Raw genomic sequence first — 17,346 nt, forward strand, 5'->3', positions numbered from 1 at the left:
GCTCATGAAAATCGGGTGCCCAACAGAGATTAAACCACAGGAATTTCGGGTCGGCATGACGCCGGATGCTGCGCGCGAGGCGGTCAATCATGGCCACTCGGTTGTCATTCAGAAAGGCGCGGGCGCAGGTGCTGGATTTGCCGATGCAGACTACGAAGCCGCTGGCGCTGCGCTTCTTGATACCGCCGAAGAAATCTTTGCCACCGCCGATATGATCGTCAAAGTCAAAGAGCCTCAGGCGGTCGAGCGCAAGATGCTGCGCGAAGGCCAACTTTTGTTCACTTACCTCCACCTCGCGCCCGATCCAGACCAAACCCGCGATCTCTTGGACAGCGGCTGCACGGCCATCGCCTATGAGACCGTGACGGACGCAAACGGAGGCCTCCCTCTCCTTGCACCCATGTCCGAGGTCGCGGGTCGTTTGGCACCGCAAGTCGGCGCATGGACCCTGCAGAAGGCCAATGGCGGGCGCGGCGTTCTGATGGGCGGCGTGCCGGGCGTTGCCCCGGCCAAGGTCGTCGTCATCGGCGGCGGAGTCGTCGGCACCCACGCCGCGCGTATCGCTGCTGGAATGGGCGCAGATGTCACCGTTCTAGACCGCAGCCTCAATCGTTTGAAGTATCTCGATGACGTCTTCGGCAATGTCTTCAAGAACCAATATTCCACTGCAGGCGCGACCGCAGAATTGGTCAATACCGCCGACATGGTAATCGGAGCGGTTCTAATCCCAGGCGCCGCAGCACCAAAACTTGTCTCACGCGCGCAGTTGTCTGACATGAAACCGGGTGCGGCATTGGTGGATGTCGCCATCGATCAGGGCGGCTGTTTCGAGACCTCGCGCGCCACCACACATGCCGATCCAGTCTATGAAGTCGACGGCATCATGCACTACTGCGTGGCAAATATGCCGGGCGCTGTTGCACGCACGTCAACGCAAGCTTTGGGCAACGCAACATTGCCGTTCTTGCTGAACCTGGCGGATAAGGGTTGGAAGCAAGCCTGTGACGACGATCCGCATTTGCTGAACGGCCTCAATGTCCACGCCGGAAAGCTGACCTATTTTGCGGTTGGCAAAGCGCTTGGGATCGACGTGCTGTCACCCCAACTGGCGCTTAAAGCAGCCTAAGGCGCGGTTCCTTCAAACACCGGCCGCAGCTTGCCCAAGCGAGCTGCGGTGAAATCCATGAATGTCCTGATCCGCGGCACATGACGCAGATCCGCATGGGTTAAAAGCCAGAGCGGTAAATAGTCAAACCGAGGCATCCCCGGCACACGAACTAAGGCCGGATCCGTATCCCCCAGAAAACAAGCCATCCGCGTCGCTCCGATCCCGGCCCGCACGGCCCCGATCGCTGCAGCCATATCGTCCACCGTCAACCGCACCCTCAAATTCGGGCGCACTGCTTTGATCTCGGCCGGAGGGCCCGGCCAGTGGGCAAACTTGACCCAATCCAGGGGGGCTTCTCCCCCCGTATCTCGGGCAATCAACTCGGGCGTCGCATAGACTGCGCCTTTCTGATCGATGAACCTACGCCCAACCAAAGTCTCGGGCGGGTCCTTGGAAAACCGGATCGCAACATCCGCCTCACGTTGCGCGAGGTTCAACGTGTCGTTGGTCGCGACCAACTCCAGATCCACCTCGGGATAGGCCTCGGTGAACTCGGCCAAAATGCCGCCCAGCACGCGCTGGATAAACAACTGCGGAGCCGTCACGCGCAACCGTCCTTTGATCCGGTCATCCCGAGCTGCGATTTTCAGATCCAGTTCCGAGTCGAGCCGCTCCATGGCCTCGGCTGTTCTCACGGCTTCTCGGCCGGCCTCGGTTGGCACATAGCCGCTGGGCAAACGATCAAACAGCCTTTCGCCCAACGCCTCTTCGGCCGCAGTGATCCGCCGCGCGACAGTGGCGTGGTTTACCCCCAAAACCCGCGCAGCCCCGCTGGTTCCGCCATTTCGCGCGGTCTCCAGAACAAAGCGAAGGTCATTCCAATCCAACATGGCCTGATAATATATGCGCATATAATGCGCATCAATGATCGTTTTTGATCACCCCTTGGCGCGCTATGTCTCAACCAGTTCAAAACACAGGATCCACGCTATGACTGCCCACGCCATCGTTACACTTTCAATCAAAGACCCAGACACTCTCGCCGCCTATCGCGAAAAAGCAGGCGCGGCTTTGGCGAAATACAAAGCCGAACCACTGGCGGTGTCTCAAGAGGCTCAGATCATCGAAGGCGACGCATCGGCCCCGGATGTGACTGTGATCCTAACCTTCCCCGACCGCGATCACGCGCTTGGCTGGATCAATGACCCGGAACTCGCAAGCACCCACGCGTTGCGCCAAGGCGCAGGCACATCCAACATTATTCTGATGTAAAAAAAGGGGCCCGTGAGGCCCCTTCCAATTATCCTTCGCGGCGGATCTGCACCACATGCGGGTATGGTATCGAGATCCCTTCGGCGTCAAAGGCTTCTTTCATCGCCTTGGTCAGCTCGAACTTCGCGTTCCAATAGTCATCCGCCGAACACCACAGCCGCGCTGTGATATCCACGGAACTCGCACCGAGGTCCGTGACCTTCACCCAAGGCTCAGGGCTTTTCAGAATGCGCCCGTCTTCCTCGGCAACGCGCAGAATGATCGCCATCGCCTTGTCAGCATCGTCATTGTAGTCGATGCCAAACAGCAGATCGATCCGGCGGGTCGTGTGATGGGAATAGTTGGTAATGACAGAGCCCCAGGCCTGACCATTGGGCACGATGATCTGCACATTGTCTGGCGTCGCCAGCTCGGTGACGAAAAGATTGATGTCCTTCACGGTCCCCGCAGTTCCACCGACCTCGACATATTGGCCGATCTTATACGGACGGAAGATGATCAACATGAACCCAGCGGCCAGATCGTTTAGCGTGCCTTGCAGTGCCAAACCAATGGCCAAAGTCGCGGCCCCCATGATGGCCACAAGGCTCGTCGCCTGAATACCAAACAGCCCCATGATCGCGATGCCTGTGATCAACAAAATGATCCAGCGTGCCATCGACGCTGCAAAGCTGCCGATGGTGTCATCAAGCGTCTCGCTCGCAAAAACGCGACGTCGGATCATGCGCGCCACGAGGCCGGCAATTGTCCAGCCAATTATCAATACGATCAGGGCCGTAATCGTATCGGTTACGATGTTGGAATACTGCCCCACGAAAGCCATCACGCTGTCCCAAGTCACGATATTGTCTCCCAATATTTAAGGGCCGGAAACCCCGGCCCTTTTGCTGTGCCTGCCATACTGCAGCACATTTTCGATGAAAAGGCGACAAGCCCTTACTTTTTCAGCGAGTCCCGAATTTCCATCAGGATATCCAGCTCGGTTGGTCCCGCTGGAGCCTCCTCGACGGGCGCTTCCTCTTCCTTCTTGGAGGCCGCGTCTTTGACCTTGTTCACATAGCGCACAAGCATGAAGACTACGAAAGCAATGATCAGGAAGTTGATCACCGCCATAATAAACGCCCCATGCGCAAAGACCGCAGCCCCTGCTTCGCGGGCGGCCTCAAGGCTCGCGCCAGCGGCCACTTCGCCGGAGAGCACGATGTAAGAGTTCGTGAAATCAACACCGCCCAAGAACAGGCCAATAATCGGATTGATCAAATCGCCGACCATGGATTTCACAATGGCCGTAAAAGCCGCGCCAATGATGATCCCAACGGCCATGTCCATGACATTGCCTTTGGCAATAAAGTCTCTGAATTCCTGCAACATGAACTGTCCCCTCTGCTGCTATTTCTTAAGTTATACACAGACGACTTGCGTCTATGCACAACACCCTGCCCAAATACGCACCGTTTTTCATCTAAAATTATGGGAAAAACTGCCTATCTTCCCCGTAATCAACCTAGGAGATAAACGTGTCCGACCTTTCTCAATTTAAAATTACCGAAAAATGGACTCCTAAGGACCCAAGCGTCCTGCAGCTGTTTTCATTCCCAACCCCCAACGGCGTGAAAATTTCCATTGCGCTGGAAGAGATGGGTCTGGCCTATGAGCCACACTTGGTGACCCTGTCCGATGCAGACGTCAAAAGTCCCGAGTTTCTGTCGCTGAACCCCAACAACAAAATCCCCGCGATCATTGATCCAAACGGCCCGGACGGCGCACCAGTTGGCCTTTTCGAAAGCGGAGCCATCTTGATTTATCTGGCTGAGAAAACTGGCAAGCTGATTGGCAATACCCCTTCCGAGAAAGCCAAGATCATCCAGTGGCTCATGTTCCAAATGGGCGGATTGGGTCCGATGTTCGGCCAAATGGGTTTCTTCGTGAAATTCGCAGGCTCTGAAATCGAAGACCCGCGCCCACGCGAGCGCTATGTCAGCGAAGCTAAGCGTCTGCTCGCGGTTTTGGAAAAAGAACTCGCGGACAAAGACTGGATTGCCGGTGAATATTCCATCGCCGACATCGCCATCGCGCCATGGCTTGCTGCGCTGGACTTTTATCAAGCCAAAGACCTGGTCGGCTGGGATGAACTGCCAAATGTAAACGCCTATCTGGAGCGTTTCCTGGCACGCCCTGCTGTTCAAAAGGGTCGCACGATCCCGAACCCTCAGGGCTAAAATCAAAGCGCCTGCCTTCAATGTGAGGCAGGCGCGTTTTCATCTTGCAAAAATATTCAAAACTGGGCTTTCAGCACGGAACTCGCTTAGGCAGGAAGAGCACCAGTCAATACATATCTGAGCATCTGAACCACCTGGGTGGGCTCCTCTGCCACGGCCAAAGCCGCCGCATCCACTTCTTTCAGCGCGTGCTGATGATCCGGGCCGTGAAGAACGATCAGCGACTTACCCAGCGCCGCCGCGTAGCCTGCATCAAAAGCAGCGTTCCACTGTTTGTACTTGTCGCCAAAGCGCACGACGACGACATCTGCGTCCTCGATGCCTTTGCGGGTGCGGATCGCGTTCAGCTTGGCCCCTTTGTTGTCGTGCCAGAATTTTTGATCCTCAGCGCCCAAGATGCGAACGCCACAGTCATCGCTGGCCGCATGGTCTGTCACGGGACTGTTGAAGCTGACATCCAGACCCGCTGCGCCTTCAATGATCTGCTCGCGCCAATCGGTGTGGATCTCTCCTGACAGATAAACGTTCAATCCCATGTGCTCTCTCCGCATTTCCTGCGCCGCACTATGCGCGGCCATTAGGAAATGTCCACCGTTCCGGCGCACTAGGTCTTTCGAGCCACAGTATAAAGCCGCTCTTGGCCTACGGGGAAATGCCCGCTTTCAACGATTTCAAATCCGGCGTCTGCAAAAGCCGCCTCAAACGCCGCGCGTGTGTGGAACGCCACAAAGGGGGCTTTGCCAAAAAACTGCATAATGGGCAGCGCGAGTTTCATCACGCGATATTCCAAATGCAGTCCAGACATGGGTTTCACAAAGGTTTTGGACACCAGAACACCGCCAGGCTTCAGCACGGCGTGCGCACGCGCCAGAACCGAAGGCAAATCTTCGACCAGATGCAGGATGTTATGCGCAAGCACCACATCAAAGGGGCCCTCAGGCATGTCTTCGGCACTGCGGACCTCAAAAGAAATGTTGCCAACGCCGTCATTCCAAGCCCGCTCGCGGCCCACTTCAAGCATCTTTTCGGACAGGTCAGTAGCAGTGATATGAGCACACTCCCCTGCTAGCAACAAGGCCGTAGACCCGGTTCCCGCCCCAATCTCAAGCACAGCGTGATCGGCGCGCAGATAGCCGCGCGTCTTGTTCAGCGTTATCTCATAGGACTCCATATCCTTGATCGGATCGCGCGCGTATTTCGGCGCGATCTTGTTCCAGAACTGGGCTTTATCTGCCATTGCCATATCTCGTCACTCTCTAAAAACTCGTCTTGATCTGGAAAATACACGCAACGACTGCGAATAGAATTGCCCAATTTCGCAAGAAATATATACATAAACGCATGAGCAACGCGCCCAAAACCCCCGACTGGAACCACATCCGCGCCTTTCTGGCGACCGCGGAAACGGGCTCGCTGTCCGCCGCCGCGCGACAGCTTGGCCTCACGCAGCCGACGCTCAGCCGCCAGGTCGCTGCCCTTGAAGAGGATCTCGGCATTCTCTTGTTTGAACGCGTCGGGCGCACCTTGGAGCTGACCTCTGCAGGCGTCGAGCTGCTGGATCACACCAAACAAATGGGAGAGGCTGCAAACCTCTTTGCGCTGACGGCTTCTGGCCAGTCCCAATCCATTGAGGGCGAGGTCAGGATTACGGCCTCTGACATGATGTCCGCCTATATCCTGCCCCAGTTCCTGCGCGAGTTAGAAGACACCGCGCCCAACCTGAAAATCGATGTGATTGCGGCCAATGACATCCGCGACCTCTTGCGCCGCGAGGCTGATATCGCCATCCGCCATGTCCGTCCCGAGCAGCCTGACCTCATCGCCAAGCTGGTCGTCGAGGCTAATGCCTCGCTCTATGGCGCGGACAGTTATTTGCAAAGATACGGCACACCGACGACGCGCGAAGACCTCAAGGACCACAGATTCATTTCCTATGGCGATACGGCTGTCATGCTGCAGTATCTGAAAGATCTCGACATTCATATCACCGATGACAATTTTCACATCGGATCGGAAAACGGGTTGGTCGCATGGCAATATGCGCTCGAGGGCTTTGGCCTGAGCATCATGGATGATCTTGTTGCACGGAGATTGCCTTTCATGCGGCGTCTGGTGACGCAAGAGGAGCTGCTGAAATATCCGGTATGGTTGGCCACACACCAAGAGCTCCACACCAGTCGCCGCATCCGGTTGGTGTTTGATATGCTATCGGACTATCTGAAACGAACGTATCGGGGGAACCCATGATCATTCGGCCCGAAGCGGCAGAAGATGCGGAAACACTCTTTGCCCTCACGCAACGCGCATTTTCACAAATGCCCTACAGCGACGGCTCGGAAGGGCGTATTCTGAACGACCTGCGGTCTGATGGCGATTTGACCCTGTCCTTGGTTGCGGAAGACGGTGGAACGATTGTCGGTCACGTGGCCTTTTCACCCGTGCGGATCAACGGCGAAGACTGCGGCTGGTTCGGTCTGGGCCCGATCTCGGTTGCGCCTGAACGGCAACGCGAGGGCATCGGGCGCAAATTGGTGGACGCCGGTTTAAGCATTCTTGAACAGAGAGGTGCATCCGGCTGCGCGCTGATCGGCGATCCGGCGCTTTACTCGAAACTCGGATTTCGTTGCAACAAGCGGCTGACCTATGGCGAGGTGCCGCCAGAGGTCGTGCAATTCAAAACTTTGTCGGGACAGGATCCCGAAGGCCAGCTCACGTTTGCGCCGGCCTTCGATCCAAAACCTTAGCCGCGCAGCGTGCCGCCCGTGGCTTTCTCGACCTTGGCAACGATCTTGGCAGAGACCGCCTCGATGTCTTTTTCTTTCAAGGTCGCTTCAGACGGCTGAAGGCGTACGGTCACAGCGATGGATTTCTTGCCTTCGCCCATCTGCGCTTCGGCCTTTTCGCCGGTGAACTCGTCAAAGACACGCACGGACTCGATCAGTTCTTTGTCAGCGCCACCTGCGGCATTCACCAAATTGATCGCTTCGACGGAGCTGTCGACCACAAAGGCAAAGTCACGCTCGACCGCCTGCAAATCGCTGACGCTGAAGGCCGGACGCGTCGCGCCGGATTTGCGCGGCATTGGGATCTCGGCGATGTGGATCGCGAAGGCAACAACCGGGCCTTTGACGTCCATGGCTTCGATGGTTTTCGGATGCAACTCGCCAAAAGCGCCGAGGATCTTTTTCGGGCCCAGACCAACCTTGGTCGAGCGACCCGGGTGCCACCACCCATTGGTGGAGCGGTTGAACGTCAGCTTCGCAGGTGCACCCAGCGCCTCGAGCACGGCTTCCATATCGGCTTTGGCGTCAAACACATCGACCGGACGGCTTTCGCCATGGATGTCTTTGGACATGGTGCGGCCCACAAGAATACCTGTGACGAGGTTTTCCTGCTCGCCCGGCTCTCCGCCGTGGAACACTGGGCCACATTCAAACAGAGCCAAATCCATGAACCCACGCGCTTGGTTGCGGGCTGCGGCCTGCAACAGACCCGGCAGCAAGGACGGGCGCATGTGGCTCATTTCCGAGGAGATCGGGTTTTCCAGCATCGTCGCATCAGAGCCACCGCCAAACAGCTCGGCGGCGGATTGGTCGATGAAGCTATAGGTCACGCATTCATTGTAGCCCAGCGCCGCCGTGGTGCGCCGTGCGATCTGTTCACGCTTTTGGATCGGGGTTAGAATCTGTCCGGGAATGCCCGCGGTGACGCGTGGAAGTGGCTTGCCCTTGAGCTTCGTCAGCGAGGCAACCCGCGCGACTTCTTCGACAAGATCAGCCTCTCCCAGAACATCGGGACGCCAGCTCGGCACATTGGCCATATCGCCATCCAGCGTAAAGCCAAGCGCTTCCAAAGTGGCGCGCTGTTCCTCGGCTGGGATGGTCATGCCAACCAAGGACTGTACACGGTCGGTGTCGAGCTTATAGGCGCGGCTCACGTTCGGCACTTCGCCTGCGACGACAACGTTAGACGGCTCACCACCACAAAGATCCATGATCATCTGCGTCGCCAGATCCAGTGCCTCCATATTGAAGCCCGGGTCGATGCCACGTTCGTTGCGATAGCGCGCATCAGAGTTGATTTTCAGAGCCCGTCCCGTGGTCGCAATCTGGATGTGATCCCAATAGGCGGCCTCTAGGAAGACGTTCACGGTGTCCTCGGTACAGGCGGTTTCCAGACCGCCCATAATGCCCGCGATGCTCTCGATGCCTTCGTCATCAGAGATCACGACCTGACCGTCGCCGAAGGTGTATTCTTTCTCGTCCAAACCCACGAGGGTCTCGCCCGCTTTGGCGCGGTGAATGCGCAGATTGCCTTTGACCTTATCGGCGTCAAAGACGTGCAGAGGGCGGTTGCGGTCGTAGGTGAAGAAGTTGGTGATATCCACCAAAGTCGAAATCGGACGCAGGCCGATGGCCTTGAGGCGATCCTGCAGCCACTCAGGGCTTGGACCGTTCTTCACGCCTTTGATCAGACGCCCGCCGAACACGAAACAGCCGTTTTCGCGGGTGTCTTCGTCGATGGTGACAGAGATCGGACTGTCGAACGTACCGGTCACATCAGCCGTCTTAGCAGGCTTCATCTTGCCTAGACCCCGCGCTGCGAGATCCAGCGCCACGCCACGTACGCCCAAAGCATCCGGACGGTTTGGCGTAATCGCGATTTCGATCACTGGATCGACCTTGGCCGGGTCATTTTCAGCCAACCAATCGACGAACTTCTGACCAACCTCACCAGAAGGCAGTTCGATGATGCCATTGTGCTCGTCAGACAGCTCCAGCTCGCGCTCAGACGCCATCATACCGTGGCTTTCAACACCGCGGATATTGCCCACCTTGATGGTGATATCGAGACCCGGAATATACGAGCCCGGCTTACACAGAACGACGGTGATCCCTTCGCGCGCATTGGGCGCGCCGCAGACGATCTGTTTGACGCCTTCGTCGGTCTCGACTTGGCAGACCTTCAGCTTGTCCGCATCCGGATGTTTCTCGGCCGCATTGACCTTTGCGATGGTAAATTCAGACAGGCGCTCGGCAGGGTTCGCAACCCCTTCCACCTCAAGACCAAGGTCGGTCAGGGCGTCGAGAATCTCGTCAAGAGAAGCGTCTGTGTCCAGGTGGTCTTTCAACCAGGAAAGCGTGAATTTCATCGGTCAATTCCGTCAGTCATCGTCGGGTCAAAAGGGCTTTAGCGGATATGCGCGAGAGGGGGAAGCACTATGGCCCCGTTTCTCGCGGTTTTCGGCAGGGTTGACGCAGAGGGAATTTTATATAACCGTTTAGTTATGGAATCACTTAGTTATGAAAATCCAAACTTGGATGCGGTCTTTGGCGCGCTGGCCGACCCCACCCGCCGCGCGATCCTTGCGAAACTCTCGCGAGGGGATGCCTCGGTGAACGAATTGGCGCAGCCCTTCGCGATGAGCCAGCCTGCGGTGTCCAAGCACCTCAAGGTTCTTGAAAACGCAGGGCTGATTGAACGCGCGATCGACAAACAACGCCGACCTGCCCGCCTGAAAGCGGCGCCGATGCAGGACGCGGTGGCGTGGCTTGAGGAATTTAAACGTTTTTGGACAGGGTCCTTTGACCAGCTCGATGACCTGCTTAACGAATTGAAACAGGAGGAAAAGAATGACTGATTTACCCGTGTACGAGTTAAAACGCCTGTTTGACGCGCCCCCCTCTTTGGTCTGGCGCACCTGGACGGAACCCGAGTTGGTACAGCGCTGGTATGGGCCCGGGGTGACCTCGATTGTGCATAAAATGGACGTGCGCGAAGGCGGAGAGTGGCTGCACGAGATGCAGTGGGGCGGCAATTCCAACTACCAGCGGGCGGATTACACAGAGGTGGCGCAGGACGCGAAGCTGGTTTGGTTGCACGGCAATACGGATGCGGACTGGCAGATCATGGCCAACCCGATGATGCCAGACTGGCCACGCTGGCTGACAACAACCGTGACCTTCACAGCGTCAGGCGACAAATGCGAGATGGTGCTGACCTGGGTGCCACATGAGGCTTCAGAGGCCGAAGTCGCGTGTTTTGCCGCCTCTATGGATCAGATGGGCAATGGCTGGGGCAAGGGTATGGAGATCCTCGAAGAGGTTTTGGCGGAACTAAAAGCCTAGGCCCTAGGCCGCGCGTTTTGCCTCGACATGGTCTAGCCAGTTCAGCAATTCGCGCGCCCGCGTGTCCAAGGTAAGCGCGCCTTCGGGCGCGCCAAGACGCGCAGCGGCCTGCGGGTCGAAATCCGCCGACAAAAGATCGCGCTGCATATGGCGGTGGCCTTCAAATATCCCTCGATTGAGGTAAGTCCCAACCTCAGAGGCTGACAATTCCGGATGATACTGCGTGCCCCAGAAATCCACGCCATCTTTCTCATAGACCATAGCTTGCACGGGCGAATGATCGTTTGACGCCAAGAGCACGGCGCCTTCCGGCAATTCCTGAACCTCATCGCGATGCACGCAGGGCACCGCGAAACTGGCATCGCGCCCTGCCATCATGGGATGCGCTCCGCCGGCCTCGGTCATGGCCAGATCCAGGGCAAGGCCAACTTCGTGACCTTTGGGAGATTCACCCACCTTGCCGCCCAGCACGACGGCAGCAAGCTGCAATCCATTGCAGGATCCCCACACGGGGCGCTCTGCCGTGAACGCGGCCTCCATCGCCTTGCGAAGGCCCGCTGCCTCGGGCGCATCTGTGGACCAAGCGACGCCCGAGCCGCTAAAGATCACGCCATCCACGTCATCAAACACGCCTCTCCGCAGCTTGCCCCCATAGGGAGACGCGACATGAACCTCGGTCGTAGGCCGCAAACCGAGAATTGTCCGAAGAAAACCGCCACAAGCGATTCCGCCAACCGCGTTCATTTCTGGGGTGTTGGATTCAATAATTAAAATTTTGGTCATGGCGGCAGTTCGGCATTTGATGGCAGAGCAAAGTCAAGAAACTCTTGCCTCGTTTCAGAACGCATGCAAGCTCGAACGCGACATCAGTTCAGGAGTGTGACATGATTAAAGCCAGCTGCGAATGCGGGAATGTTCGGTTCGAATTTGCAACCGGACGCAAGGAAATCACCGTCTGTCACTGCACCCAATGCCGCAAAACAAGCGGGCATCTTTGGGCCGCCACGCGCACTGAATTCGCAGATTTGCGCTTTACCTCAAAGGAAACCCTGACGTGGTATACGTCTTCAGAATGGGCGCGCCGTGGGTTTTGTTCGGCCTGCGGCTCGAGCCTTTTCTATCAGATGAAAGACGAAACGGGTGTTGGTATCGCGGCTGGCTGTCTCGACAACCCGCCGGATGATTTCAAAATCGCCAAGCACATCTTCGCCAAAAACAAAGGCTGCTACTACGACATCAACGATCCCGTCGAGATTTTGGAAACCTATTAAGGTGCCTCGGCGCGGATCGCATATGTGAGGGGCCCGAAGCAATCGCCAAGCGTCAACGTGAACGACGTCGGGAATGCAGGTCGGTCAAAACTGATCAGTGCCCGCCCCCAATTGGTCGTCGCCTCATACCCGGGAGCCGCGAGAAAGGCAGGACACTCCCCTGCCCCGGTGCCTACCCAATAGGCGTCATGAACGCCTCGGTTGTTGTAGTTCCCAGCCAGTCCCGGAATCACGAGCGTCGCTGGATAGGCGTCCACATTCACAAAGGAAAAGAGCGCGGCCCCGTTTTCCTCGGCCTCATAGACGATGAGGCCCATGTCGCTCTCCCAAGCTTCGTCTGCCGCCAATGGCGGTGCAACGAGAGCCAGACATAGCGCGAGTTTCTTTAACATCCCGCCTCCTTACACTGGATCGCGGACAAGGCTCTGGCACATGCAATGCACACCGCCGCCGCCCTGCGTGATCATATCAAGCTCGGGATCAAACACCGTGAAACCATGCGCTTTGACCTTTTCCTTCAGGGTCTTTGAGGCTGCTGGCAACAAAACCCGATCCTCACCCAACGCTACTACGTTACACCCCAAAGCCATGGTTTCCTGGAACGGCACCGTGATCAGCTCGATGTTCTTTGACTTGAGCCACTCGATCACCTTGGGGTCGGTACATTCCAAACAGACCGCCGCGAGTTTCGGCGCGAGCATGACGACCATGAGATCGATATGTACATAGTACGGGTCGATGTCGGCCAGCATAACTTCCCAGCCCTCGGCCTCCATCCACGCCGCGATCTGCTTCGCACCTTGCTCTTGTGAACGACCTTCATCGCCCTCCCAGCCAATCAGAACGGCGCCGGGTTCGATGACGTTGAAATCGCCGCCCTCAAACGTGCCAGCGGTCACATAGTCGTAAATCGGGATGCCAAGCTTTTGATAGGTCTCAATCGCGCGGAAGTTTTCGCCGCGACGCCAGTATTGGCTCATATGGGTGATGATCGCGCCATAGGGCGTCATGACGGAACTATCACGCGCATAGACCTGATAGGGCAGATGCGGATCAGGCGCGTGAAAATGCACGTCGACATCGGCGGAGCGATAGGCGTCCACCATTTCAGCATGCTGGGCTTGGGCGACCTTCGGATCAAACTCGACACCGCGCCGTAGGGATTTCTTCGAAAGGCTCGAAGTCTTGAGCCACTGATAGTTCTCAATCGGCCCCAAAAGTACCGACCGCAAGGTGCCGTAATCGCTGTTGGCACCCCAAGTGTTCAACTCGGGCGTCCCGCCGCCATCACGCCGAACGCGCAGGGAAAAACTGTCGGTTTGGGTTCCGTCGGCCATATCAAAGCTCCTTATCGTCAATGGCGACGAGCTTGAGCTTTGTGGGCCGCGAGTCAAGTGTGGCCAAGAAAAAGGCCGCTCAGGATTTCCGAAGCGGCCTAAAATTCAGCAGTTAGCGTGTCAGCCCGCCATGCAGCGTCGGCTGATCAAGGCTCGCAAACCCATAGTGGCGCAGCCAGCGCAGATCGGCGTCAAAGAAGGCGCGCAGATCTGGGATGCCGTATTTCAACATCGCCAGACGGTCGATGCCGATGCCAAAGGCAAAGCCCTGCCATTCGTTCGGGTCAATGCCGCCCGCAGCCAGCACCTTAGGATGCACCATGCCAGAGCCAAGAACCTCAAGCCAATCGTCGCCCTCGCCCACTTTGACAGAGCCATTTTCCCAGCTGCATTGGATATCCACCTCGGCGGATGGTTCCGTGAAGGGGAAGTGGCTGGCGCGGAAGCGGGTTTTGACGGATGTGCCGAAGAAGGCCGTAAAGAACTCCTCAAGCACCCATTTCAGGTTCGCCATCGAGATGTCTTTGTCGATCGCCAAGCCCTCGACCTGATGGAACATCGGCGTGTGGGTCTGGTCGTAGTCGGCACGATAGACGCGGCCCGGACAGATAATGCGGATCGGCGCGCCGATTTTCTCCATCGAGCGGATCTGAACCGGAGAGGTATGCGTACGCAACACATGTGGTGGGCGCTCGTCACCTTCGGCACGGTGGGTATAGAAAGTATCCATTTCCGCGCGCGCCGGGTGGTGGCCCGGAATGTTCAGCGCGTCAAAGTTATACCAGTCGGTCTCGATCTGAGGGCCTTCGGCAACGGCAAAGCCCATATCCGCGAAAATCGCCGAGACCTCTTCGGTCACTTGGGAAATCGGATGGATCGAGCCCTGACGACGGCCACGGCCTGGCAGGGTCACGTCCAGCCACTCGCTGCGCAGACGTTCCTCAAGAGCGGCATCTGCCAAGGACGCCTTTTTAGCCGAAAGTGCCGAGTTGATCTCGTCTTTCAGCGCATTCAGTTTCGGGCCCATGACCTGACGCTCTTCGGGCGTCATCTTGCCCAGCTCGCGCATTTTCAGAGCGATCTCGCCCTTTTTGCCGACGGCCTGAACGCGCAGATCTTCGATGGATGCTTCGTCTGCAGCATCCGCGATCAAAGCGATATATTTGTCTCTGAGATCGTCCATGTCGGCCCCTTTAATTCGCACGACATCCAGCTAGCGAAATGCTTAGGGAATGGCAAGCTTTGCCGCGCGTCTAGTTGAGGCGTAGGGCGCTGAGGCGGGTTTCAAGAAAACCGGCTTCTTCGGGCGCGCGGGACAGGGCGATAGCGGCGCGATAGCTCTCGGCGGCCTCAAGGTGGCGACCCAACCGCGCCAAGAGATCCGCACGACAGGCGTGAAAGGGTTGATAGCTCGCGAGTTTGCCTTCGTCTTCAACAGAGGCCAACAGGCGCAGACCAGCCTCTGGGCAATCGGCATAGGACAGCGCCAGCGCTTGGTTGATCCGCAGGATCGGATTGGGAAAGCGGCCGTAGAGCACATCATAAAGCGCCACGATTTGTGGCCAGTCGGTTTCGTCGAAACTCTTGGCCTGTGCGTGGACGGCGCTGATGGCCGCTTGCAGGCCGTAGCGACCTGCAGGCGCGTGACTCAGTGCGGCTTCGGTCAGGGCAACGCCCTCGGAAATCCGCACCTTATCCCATCGCGCTCGGTTCTGCGCCTCAAGTGGCACGAACTCCCCAGAGTCGCCGCGCCGCGTGAGCCGCCGACTGTCTGACAGCAGCATCAGCGCCAGCAGGCCTTTCGCCTCGGCATGGTCTGGCAGCAAAGAGGCCAAGATGCGCCCAAGGCGGATCGCTTCCTGAACGAGGTTTTCCCGCATCATCTCGCCGTTTGTGGCGTGGCAGCCTTCGGTAAAGATCAAATATACCACGCTCAGAACAGTATCGGTGCGCTCTGCGATGTCCTGAGGATCAGGTAATTTGAACGCAACGCCTGCAGCGCCGAGCTTGTGTTTGGCGCGCGTTAGCCGCGCGGCCATCGCTGCTGGCTTGTCTAGAAACGCATTCGCGATTTCCTCGGTACTGAGCCCGCCCAAAGCGCGCAGGGTCAAAGCGACTCGCGACTTTTCTTCAAGCGCTGGGTGACAGCACGTGTAGATCAGTTCGAGCCGGTGATCTGGAATAGACATCTCGCGATCCTCGGGATCAGAGTGATGCTGCTCAAGCCACAGCGCGAGCTCGTTCGACTTGCGATCCGCCACTTGGCTGTGGCGAATGCGATCAAGCGCTTTGCGCCTTGCAACGGTGATCAGCCAAGCATCGGGATTGCGGGGCGCGCCGTCTCTGGACCAGACCTCCAAGGCCGAGACCACCGCGTCCTGCAAGCTGTCCTCGGCCAAGGCAAAGTCTCCGGTTGAGGCCAACAGCGACGAAAGAATGCGCCCCCAGTCTTCGCGGATCAGTCGCGCGACGAGCGATTGCGCATGAACTGGGGGCAGCATCTCGGGTCAGTCGAAAATCATGACAGGGCGCACTTCGACACGCCCATAGGCCGCGTCTGGGATCTTGGCAGCATAGGCCAGCGCTTCGTCGAGATCCTTGCAATCGAGGATGTAAAACCCGCCGAGTTGTTCCTTGGTTTCGGCGAATGGACCATCCACTACCTCGGTTTTGCCGCCGCGCACCGACACCGTTGTGGCCGTCGAAACAGGCTGCAGCGCTTCACCGCCGAGCAATTTGCCCGCTTCGCGCACTTCTTCGGTGAAATCCATATAGCCCTGCATATAGGGGCCAAATTCCTCGGTCCCTGGCTGAGGGCCATTGTCTTCCGCGTTGTAAATCAAGCACATGAATTGCATCGGTTCTTCCTTTCAAATGTCGCGAACTCTTGGGCGACGAACGTGTTACTTGTCACATCCACCCACCAGACTTGGCGCTTTGGCAAATGCAGTTGAGGAAAGGTTTCATTGCCTTTCTGTGTACCAGACGTTTGACGATCCACGAAATCGACATCGCGGGCCAAAATTTTTTGGAAAAATTTTCAGCGGGCGCGCAATTGAGGGCTACCCCAGGTCTTTCACATAGGCTTTCGTGAACTCGGCATAGCCTTGCGACGTGACCCTATGGTGACCTTTCATTTCCTGATGCAGATCTGGCAGCCGGTGGAACGGGACATTCGGGATCGCATGATGCTCTACATGGTAGGGCATGTTCCATGCTAAAAATCGAACGATCCGATTGGTATATGTTGTGCGTGTGTTCTCAAACATATTCGCCACAAAGGCACAGCGGCCATGTTCAGCTAAGAGGTAAAGCCGCAGAAATGGCATCCCGATGAGCAGTGGCACTATCCAGATCCATAGCAGCAGGTCTGTGAACGCGAAACTTGTCAACGCAAGGGCATAGAGCACAACCATCCTCTGCGCTTCTCGTTTGACTTTTCCGCGCGCGGACGCAGGAACATAATTCCCGGGGTCACGTCCCGCTGCGTTTCCCAATATCTGTTTCACCATGCCAAACCAATACGGCAGCCCAGAGACATGCCAGATATAGGCGCGCCAGGTCTCGGGTTTATGACCCGCCAGAAGCTCTGGGTCTTTTCCCTCGATATTGGTGTGACGATGATGCGCGAGGTGAAAGTAACGGAACCATAGAAAGGGTTGGAGGATCAGGAAGCCCGTGACATGGCCGACGACCTCGTTCAGCCACTCTGACTTGAAGGGAGTCTTGTGTGTGGCCTCGTGTTCGAGTGTGAAGAGAAACACGAGCGCAATGCCAAGTGGAAGCATGGCGAGCGGCCAAAGGAAGACTTTCAAAGCCACAAAACCCGCGAGCACCGCAATGACGCCTATGTGCCCAGCAAGATGCCACAGACCCGCGCGATCACGGCGAACCTGTAGGTCCGCGAGTTTGTTTCGGTCGAGCTTAGCGACAAATGCTTTGTGATCCATATCGGAACACTAGGCGAGCGGATCAGGTAAATCACGGATTGTTTGATCTTGGTGGCCGTCT

21 protein-coding genes are annotated in these 17,346 nt (G+C 57.2%); 8 read left to right on the forward strand and 13 right to left on the reverse strand.

The window, feature by feature from the left end; all coding sequences use genetic code 11:
* Positions 1-4 precede the first annotated feature (4 nt).
* Positions 5-1,126, forward strand: a complete 1,122-nt coding sequence (gene ald, locus HZ995_RS04220; protein ID WP_209357431.1) for an alanine dehydrogenase — start codon at positions 5-7, stop codon at positions 1,124-1,126.
* Here the strand turns inward: ald and HZ995_RS04225 are convergent.
* Positions 1,123-2,019: a LysR family transcriptional regulator gene (locus HZ995_RS04225; protein ID WP_209357432.1), complete on the reverse strand. Its 897-nt coding sequence runs from the start codon at positions 2,017-2,019 to the stop codon at positions 1,123-1,125. The two genes, ald and HZ995_RS04225, sit on opposite strands and share 4 nt — an antisense overlap.
* Positions 2,020-2,098: 79 nt before the next feature.
* Here HZ995_RS04225 and HZ995_RS04230 point away from each other — a divergent pair, with 79 nt between their 5' ends.
* Positions 2,099-2,380 carry a DUF1330 domain-containing protein gene (locus HZ995_RS04230; protein ID WP_209357433.1) on the forward strand — a complete coding sequence of 94 codons (282 nt, stop codon included), beginning with the start codon at positions 2,099-2,101 and terminating at the stop codon, positions 2,378-2,380.
* A gap of 28 nt (positions 2,381-2,408) precedes the next feature.
* Here the strand turns inward: HZ995_RS04230 and HZ995_RS04235 are convergent, their stop codons facing one another.
* Positions 2,409-3,203, reverse strand: coding sequence for a mechanosensitive ion channel family protein (locus HZ995_RS04235; protein WP_209358151.1), 795 nt, complete (start codon positions 3,201-3,203; stop codon positions 2,409-2,411).
* Positions 3,204-3,316: 113 nt separating this feature from the next.
* Positions 3,317-3,751 carry a large conductance mechanosensitive channel protein MscL gene (mscL, locus tag HZ995_RS04240; RefSeq protein ID WP_209357434.1) on the reverse strand — a complete coding sequence of 145 codons (435 nt, stop codon included), beginning with the start codon at positions 3,749-3,751 and terminating at the stop codon, positions 3,317-3,319.
* A gap of 146 nt (positions 3,752-3,897) precedes the next feature.
* Here mscL and HZ995_RS04245 point away from each other — a divergent pair, with 146 nt between their 5' ends.
* The gene (locus HZ995_RS04245; RefSeq protein ID WP_209357435.1) at positions 3,898-4,599 is read left to right on the forward strand and encodes a glutathione S-transferase family protein; all 702 of its coding nucleotides are present in this window, start codon (positions 3,898-3,900) and stop codon (positions 4,597-4,599) included.
* 86 nt (positions 4,600-4,685) lie between these two features.
* Here the strand turns inward: HZ995_RS04245 and HZ995_RS04250 are convergent, their stop codons facing one another.
* Together HZ995_RS04250 and HZ995_RS04255 are read right to left on the reverse strand one after the other, a co-directional pair.
* Positions 4,686-5,135 carry a YtoQ family protein gene (locus HZ995_RS04250; protein WP_209357436.1) on the reverse strand — a complete coding sequence of 150 codons (450 nt, stop codon included), beginning with the start codon at positions 5,133-5,135 and terminating at the stop codon, positions 4,686-4,688.
* Between the two features lie 68 nt (positions 5,136-5,203).
* Positions 5,204-5,836: a class I SAM-dependent methyltransferase gene (locus tag HZ995_RS04255; RefSeq protein ID WP_209357437.1), complete on the reverse strand. Its 633-nt coding sequence runs from the start codon at positions 5,834-5,836 to the stop codon at positions 5,204-5,206.
* 104 nt (positions 5,837-5,940) lie between these two features.
* Between HZ995_RS04255 and HZ995_RS04260 the strand changes: the two genes are divergently transcribed.
* Complete coding sequence (locus tag HZ995_RS04260) at positions 5,941-6,846, forward strand: LysR family transcriptional regulator (RefSeq protein ID WP_209357438.1); 906 nt, start codon at positions 5,941-5,943, stop codon at positions 6,844-6,846.
* Entirely contained in the window at positions 6,843-7,343 is a 501-nt protein-coding gene (locus tag HZ995_RS04265) for a GNAT family N-acetyltransferase (protein WP_209357439.1), read from the forward strand. Before HZ995_RS04260 ends, HZ995_RS04265 begins: the two co-directional genes overlap by 4 nt.
* On the opposite strand, the gene pheT is transcribed toward HZ995_RS04265, so the two are convergent.
* A complete protein-coding gene (gene pheT, locus HZ995_RS04270; RefSeq protein WP_209357440.1) occupies positions 7,340-9,751 on the reverse strand; it encodes a phenylalanine--tRNA ligase subunit beta in 2,412 nt (803 codons plus the stop codon). The genes HZ995_RS04265 and pheT overlap by 4 nt on opposite strands.
* 135 nt (positions 9,752-9,886) lie before the next feature.
* Here pheT and HZ995_RS04275 point away from each other — a divergent pair, with 135 nt between their 5' ends.
* Both HZ995_RS04275 and HZ995_RS04280 read left to right on the forward strand, forming a co-directional pair.
* Entirely contained in the window at positions 9,887-10,240 is a 354-nt protein-coding gene (locus HZ995_RS04275) for an ArsR/SmtB family transcription factor (protein ID WP_209357441.1), read from the forward strand.
* On the forward strand, positions 10,233-10,727 hold the full coding sequence (locus tag HZ995_RS04280) for an SRPBCC family protein (protein ID WP_209357442.1): 495 nt from the start codon (positions 10,233-10,235) through the stop codon (positions 10,725-10,727). Before HZ995_RS04275 ends, HZ995_RS04280 begins: the two co-directional genes overlap by 8 nt.
* 3 nt (positions 10,728-10,730) lie before the next feature.
* Here the strand turns inward: HZ995_RS04280 and HZ995_RS04285 are convergent, their stop codons facing one another.
* A complete protein-coding gene (locus HZ995_RS04285; RefSeq protein ID WP_209357443.1) occupies positions 10,731-11,510 on the reverse strand; it encodes a type 1 glutamine amidotransferase in 780 nt (259 codons plus the stop codon).
* A 101-nt stretch (positions 11,511-11,611) separates the two neighbouring features.
* Between HZ995_RS04285 and HZ995_RS04290 the strand changes: the two genes are divergently transcribed.
* The gene (locus HZ995_RS04290) at positions 11,612-11,998 is read left to right on the forward strand and encodes a GFA family protein (RefSeq protein ID WP_209357444.1); all 387 of its coding nucleotides are present in this window, start codon (positions 11,612-11,614) and stop codon (positions 11,996-11,998) included.
* Here the strand turns inward: HZ995_RS04290 and HZ995_RS04295 are convergent.
* From HZ995_RS04295 to HZ995_RS04320, 6 genes are all read right to left on the reverse strand, one after another.
* Positions 11,995-12,390: a hypothetical protein gene (locus tag HZ995_RS04295; protein WP_209357445.1), complete on the reverse strand. Its 396-nt coding sequence runs from the start codon at positions 12,388-12,390 to the stop codon at positions 11,995-11,997. The two genes, HZ995_RS04290 and HZ995_RS04295, sit on opposite strands and share 4 nt — an antisense overlap.
* Before the next feature lie 9 nt (positions 12,391-12,399).
* Positions 12,400-13,335, reverse strand: coding sequence for a dimethylarginine dimethylaminohydrolase family protein (locus HZ995_RS04300; RefSeq protein ID WP_209357446.1), 936 nt, complete (start codon positions 13,333-13,335; stop codon positions 12,400-12,402).
* Between the two features lie 112 nt (positions 13,336-13,447).
* Positions 13,448-14,518 (reverse strand): phenylalanine--tRNA ligase subunit alpha, encoded by a 1,071-nt coding sequence (pheS, locus tag HZ995_RS04305; RefSeq protein WP_209357447.1) that lies wholly within the window; start codon positions 14,516-14,518, stop codon positions 13,448-13,450.
* 70 nt (positions 14,519-14,588) lie between these two features.
* Positions 14,589-15,836: an RNA polymerase sigma factor gene (locus HZ995_RS04310; protein ID WP_209357448.1), complete on the reverse strand. Its 1,248-nt coding sequence runs from the start codon at positions 15,834-15,836 to the stop codon at positions 14,589-14,591.
* Between the two features lie 6 nt (positions 15,837-15,842).
* Entirely contained in the window at positions 15,843-16,193 is a 351-nt protein-coding gene (locus HZ995_RS04315) for a YciI family protein (RefSeq protein ID WP_245168749.1), read from the reverse strand.
* A gap of 204 nt (positions 16,194-16,397) precedes the next feature.
* Positions 16,398-17,285 carry a fatty acid desaturase gene (locus tag HZ995_RS04320; RefSeq protein ID WP_209357449.1) on the reverse strand — a complete coding sequence of 296 codons (888 nt, stop codon included), beginning with the start codon at positions 17,283-17,285 and terminating at the stop codon, positions 16,398-16,400.
* Positions 17,286-17,346 lie beyond the last annotated feature (61 nt).

The sequence above is a fragment of the Cognatishimia activa genome (assembly GCF_017798205.1).
GTDB lineage: Bacteria > Pseudomonadota > Alphaproteobacteria > Rhodobacterales > Rhodobacteraceae > Cognatishimia > Cognatishimia activa_A.